General features: G+C 71.3%; 1 protein-coding gene and 1 pseudogene. Both read left to right on the top strand.

Going from position 1 to position 516, the window contains the following annotated elements; genetic code table 11:
• Positions 1 to 406: iron chelate uptake ABC transporter family permease subunit (locus AACR77_RS08990; RefSeq protein ID WP_042880919.1), on the top strand; the 406-nt coding region annotated here is incomplete at its 5' end.
• Positions 393 to 516, top strand: a pseudogene (locus AACR77_RS08995) (ATP-binding cassette domain-containing protein); the annotation flags it as partial. The gene AACR77_RS08990 and the pseudogene AACR77_RS08995, both read left to right, overlap by 14 nt.

A 516-nucleotide genomic window follows, 5' to 3' on the forward strand; every position in this document is an offset into this window, starting at 1 on the left:
CACAGTCCTCATCCTCGGCTGGCTCTGCTGGCAGGGGCGGGCACTGCAACAACTGCTGCTGGGGGAGACCCAGGCCCGCCTTATGGGGCTGAACGTGGACAGCATGCGGGTACGCCTGGTGCTGGCGGTCTGTCTGCTCACCGGGGTGGCGGTCTCCCTGTGCGGCGTCATCGGCTTCGTCGGCCTGGTGGTGCCTCACCTGCTGCGCCTGTGCGGCGGCAGCGATCAGCGCTTCCTGCTGCCCGCCTCGGCGCTGGGGGGCGGCGCCCTGCTGCTCGGGGCCGATCTGGTGGCCCGCTCGGCGCTGCACGCCGGTGAACTGCCCATCGGGGTCATCACTGCCTCGGTGGGTGCCCCGCTCTTTATCTATCTGCTGCTGAGGCAAGATGCCGATGTGTCCCGCTGATCCCGCCCCCTGGCGGCTGGAGGCCCGCGCCCTGGCCATCCCCCATCGCCTCGCCCCCCTGGATCTCGCCTGGTCCGGCGGTCAGCTGGTGGCCCTGCTCGGCCCCAACG

The organism is Aeromonas sp. ZOR0002 (assembly GCF_963866995.1).
Taxonomy (GTDB): domain Bacteria; phylum Pseudomonadota; class Gammaproteobacteria; order Enterobacterales; family Aeromonadaceae; genus Aeromonas; species Aeromonas caviae.